Annotated in this window: 5 protein-coding genes; 4 read left to right on the top strand and 1 reads right to left on the bottom strand. The window is 67.6% G+C overall.

The features are described from left to right. Nucleotides 1-193: 193 nt before the first annotated feature. The gene (gene rpmG / locus VFT73_RS01200) at nt 194-361 is read right to left on the bottom strand and encodes a 50S ribosomal protein L33 (protein ID WP_046348982.1); all 168 of its coding nucleotides are present in this window, start codon (nt 359-361) and stop codon (nt 194-196) included. Between the two features lie 183 nt (nt 362-544). Between rpmG and VFT73_RS01195 the strand changes: the two genes are divergently transcribed. The 4 genes from VFT73_RS01195 to VFT73_RS01180 form a co-directional block, all read left to right on the top strand. Further along, on the top strand, nt 545-844 hold the full coding sequence (locus VFT73_RS01195; RefSeq protein WP_326408294.1) for a hypothetical protein: 300 nt from the start codon (nt 545-547) through the stop codon (nt 842-844). A gap of 96 nt (nt 845-940) precedes the next feature. After that, on the top strand, nt 941-1438 hold the full coding sequence (locus VFT73_RS01190) for a DNA starvation/stationary phase protection protein (protein ID WP_326408293.1): 498 nt from the start codon (nt 941-943) through the stop codon (nt 1436-1438). 38 nt (nt 1439-1476) lie between these two features. Next, a complete protein-coding gene (locus tag VFT73_RS01185) occupies nt 1477-3141 on the top strand; it encodes a formate--tetrahydrofolate ligase (RefSeq protein ID WP_326408292.1) in 1665 nt (554 codons plus the stop codon). Continuing rightward, a partial coding sequence (locus tag VFT73_RS01180) for a DUF808 domain-containing protein (protein WP_326408291.1) occupies nt 3141-3991 on the top strand: 851 nt, incomplete at its 3' end. The genes VFT73_RS01185 and VFT73_RS01180, both read left to right, overlap by 1 nt.

The following is a 3991-nucleotide window of genomic DNA, read 5'->3' as shown; positions in this document are numbered from 1 at the left end:
ATTTCGGTGATGAAGTTCGCCCAGACGGTCGAGCAGCTGCTCGCGGGCGAATACCAACCGGCGCCGCAGGTCTGAGCGCTCCAGCCCCATTCGTCATTCCCGCGAAAGCTGGAATCCACGAACACAGCAGTTGAAGAAAAGATGGATCCCGGATCAAGTCCGGGATGACTCCTAAGCGACTACGCCGCTTGGGTCACTTGATCTTGGCTTCCTTGAACTCGACGTGCTTGCGCGCGACCGGGTCGTACTTGCGGAACGACAGCTTCTCGGTCTGCGTGCGCGGGTTCTTCTTGGTGACGTAGAAAAAGCCCGTGTCCGCGGAGCTGACGAGCTTGATCTTGACGGTGGTCGGCTTGGCCATGGCGGGGCTCTCTTCGAATGTCGCTAAACAAGAAAAGCGGCGTCGCCGCCGCTCTGTCAGCCGCGCCCCATGCGCGTTCGCGTCTCCTGAGTCAAGCCGGACGGCCTTAACCGGGCTTTCACCAAAGGCGCGATAGCCTCGCCGCACAACAGGTCTGGAGGGGCAGGCATGCAGCGGGACGGGATGATCAAAATCCGTGCGGAGCTGTGCGAGCAGATTGACGGGCTGACGGCGGCGGTCGCCCATGGCTCGATCCCGGGATTGTGCGACAAGGCGTCGACGGTGCGCCACCTTGCCCAGCAATATCAGCTGGGGCCGGTCGCCGACCTTGCCTGGAAGCTGGAAGGCCGGCTCGCCCGCGGCGAACGCGGGCCGAGCGTGATCAACGTGCTGTCGCTGATGCGCGAGGCGACCGAAAGCGGCCGCACCGACGCGGCGGCGGCGAGCGCCTGGGCAGCGGCTGCTTCGGTCCGGGTGATGTAGGCCGCCGATCAGACCGATCGGGATTATTCAGGGACCCACTCCCTTGCCGATCCGTTGTGCGGGTATCATTTCCGCCTCGCAACGAAGGAGACTGGCATGGCGAGCGCGCCCAGCGATCTGAAGACCCCGACCGACCTTTCCCGTAACGAGACGAAGAGCGTGGCGGACGCATTGAACGGCGTCCTCGCCGACGCGTTCGCACTCTACCTGAAGACCAAGAATTTCCATTGGCACGTCTCGGGCCCGCATTTCCGCGACTATCACCTGCTGCTCGACGAACAGGCGGCCGAGATCATCGGCGTGACCGACGCGGTTGCCGAGCGGGTTCGCAAGATCGGCAACACGACGCTGCGGTCGATCGGCGACGTCGCGCGGCGGCAGAGCCTGGTCGATAACGACCGCGACTATGTTGCGCCGGCCGACATGCTGGCGGAGCTGCGCGACGACAACCGAAAACTTGTCCAGCGCATCCGCGAGGCCCGCGAGGCGGCGGAAGCGGCCGGCGACACCGCGACCAGCTCGATGGCGGACGACTGGATCGACCAGGCCGAAAAGCGCGCCTGGTTCCTGTTCGAGGCGAGCCGCAACGCCTGACTGGCGTGAGCCGCCGCGTCCCATTACGACCGGCGGCCATGCAGCCTTCCGATCTTGAGATCGCGCGCGCCACGCCGCTCCAGCCCATTGCGGCGATCGCCGCCAAACTCGGCATCCCGGAAGCGGCGGTCGAGCCTTATGGCCGGCACAAGGCCAAGCTCGATATCGCGCAGCTGCTGCGGGAGGCGGGCGGCAAGCTTATCCTCGTGACCGCGATCAACCCGACGCCCGCCGGCGAAGGCAAGACCACGACATCCGTCGGTCTTGTCGATGCTCTGAACCGCGCCGGGCGCCGCACGATGCTGTGCGTGCGCGAGCCGTCGCTCGGCCCCTGCTTCGGCATGAAAGGCGGGGCGACCGGCGGCGGCCGCGCGCAGGTCGGGCCGATGACGGACATCAACCTCCATTTCACCGGCGATTTCCACGCCGTCACCAGCGCGCACAACCTGCTCGCGGCGATGGTCGACAACCATATCTACTGGGGCAACGCGCTCGGCATCGACGTGCGGCGGGTGGTGTGGCGGCGCGTGCTCGACATGAACGACCGCGCGCTGCGCGACATCGTCCAATCGCTGGGCGGCGCGGCGAACGGCTTTCCGCGCCAGTCCGGCTTCGACATCACCGTTGCGTCGGAAGTGATGGCGATCCTCTGCCTTGCCCGGGACGTGGACGACATGCGCGCCCGGTTGGGGCGCATCATCGTCGCCTATACGCGCGACCAGCAGCCGGTCACGGCGCACGACCTGAAGGCGGACGGCGCGATGGCCGCGCTGCTGACCGAAGCGATCAAGCCCAATCTGGTGCAGACGCTGGAAGGCAATGGCGCGCTGCTGCACGGCGGTCCGTTCGCGAACATCGCGCATGGCTGCAATTCGGTGATCGCGACGACGACCGCGCTCGCGCTCTCGGGCTATGTCGTGACCGAGGCGGGGTTCGGCGCCGATCTGGGCGCCGAGAAATTCATGAACATCAAATGCCGCCAGGCCGGCCTCGCGCCGGATGCGGCGGTGATCGTCGCAACGGTGCGGGCGCTGAAGATGAACGGCGGCGTCGCCAAGGCCGACCTGGCGGCCGAGAATGTGGCGGCGGTGCGCAGCGGCGCGGTGAACCTTGTCCGCCATATCGAGAACGTCCATCAATTCGGCGTCCCCGCCGTGGTTGCGATCAACCATTTCGCGACCGACACCGATGCCGAGATCGAGGCCGTGCGCGAAGCCGCCGCCGCGCATGGCGTGCGCGCGATCCTGTGCCGGCACTGGGCCGAAGGCGGTGCGGGCGCGGCGGAGCTGGCCGACGCGGTCGCCGAGCTTGCCGACAAGGGCGCCGCCCAATTCGCGCCGCTTTACGACGACGGCCTGCCGCTGTTCGACAAGATCGATACGATCGCGACGCGCGTCTATCGCGCCAAGCAGGCCGTGGCGGAGCCGTCGGTGCTGGCCCAGCTGAAGCGCTTCGAGGAGATGGGGTTCGGACATCTGCCGGTGTGCATCGCCAAGACCGCCTACAGCTTTTCCGCCGATCCGAACCTGCTCGGCGCGCCCACGGGCCATGTGCTGCCGGTGCGCGAAGTGCGGCTCGCTGCCGGCGCCGGCTTCGTCGTCGCGATCTGCGGCGAGATCATGACCATGCCCGGCCTGCCGCGCCATCCGGCAGCCGAGCACATCCATGTCGATGCCGCGGGTCATATCGAGGGGCTGTTCTGATGGCCTCGGGCCTGTTCGCCCTGCTGGACGACGTCGCCGCGATCGCGAAGCTCGCCGCGGCCTCGATCGACGATGTCGGCGCCGCAGCCGGCAAGGCCGGCGCGAAGGCCGCCGGCGTGGTGGTCGACGACACCGCGGTCACGCCGCGTTACGTCAGCGGCGTCACGCCCGACCGCGAGCTGCCGATCATTGCCCGCATCGCGCGCGGATCGCTGTTCAACAAGCTCGTCATCCTGCTTCCGGCGGCGTTGCTGCTGACGGCGTTCCTGCCTTGGGCGATCACGCCGCTGCTGATGCTGGGCGGCGCCTATCTGTGCTTCGAGGGCGTCGAGAAGCTGATCGAGGCAATCGGCGGGCACGAGATGCCGGACGAGCCGGGCGAGACCGCGCAAGGATCGGCCGAGGTCGAAAAGACGATGGTCAGCGGCGCCGTGCGGACCGACTTCATCCTGTCGGCCGAAATCATGGCGATCGCGCTGGGCGAAGTGGCCGGCCAGCCGCTGCTGACGCAATCGGTGGCGCTGGCGATCGTCGCGCTGGCGATCACTGTCGCCGTCTATGGCGTGGTCGGGCTGATCGTGAAGATGGACGATATCGGCCTGCACCTGGCCGGGCGGCAGACAAGCGGCGTGCGCGCGATCGGGCGCGGCCTTGTACATGCGATGCCGCGGGTGATGAGCGCGCTCTCCGCGATCGGCGTTGCCGCGATGATCTGGGTCGGCGGCGGCATCCTCGTCCACGGGTTGGAGGTCTTCCATCTCGACGCAATCCCGCACGCGCTGCACGGCTGGGCGGAGCGCGCTGCGCATGCGGCCCCTGCCGCCTCAGGCCTGGTCGGCTGGCTGGTGAC

The sequence above is a fragment of the Sphingomonas sp. genome (assembly GCF_035758555.1).
GTDB lineage: Bacteria > Pseudomonadota > Alphaproteobacteria > Sphingomonadales > Sphingomonadaceae > Sphingomonas_B.
Note: the sequence above shows the minus strand (reverse complement) of the source record. Positions and strands in the feature narration are given on the sequence as shown.

Excerpts from the sequence above, each read along its gene's own strand:
- VFT73_RS01185 (WP_326408292.1), top strand. The coding sequence starts at position 1,477 with ATGCAGCCTTCCGATCTTGAGATCGCGCGCGCCACGCCGCTCCAGCCC.
- VFT73_RS01195 (WP_326408294.1), top strand. The coding sequence starts at position 545 with ATGATCAAAATCCGTGCGGAGCTGTGCGAGCAGATTGACGGGCTGACG.
- VFT73_RS01190 (WP_326408293.1), top strand. The coding sequence starts at position 941 with ATGGCGAGCGCGCCCAGCGATCTGAAGACCCCGACCGACCTTTCCCGT.
- rpmG (WP_046348982.1), bottom strand. The coding sequence starts at position 361 with ATGGCCAAGCCGACCACCGTCAAGATCAAGCTCGTCAGCTCCGCGGAC.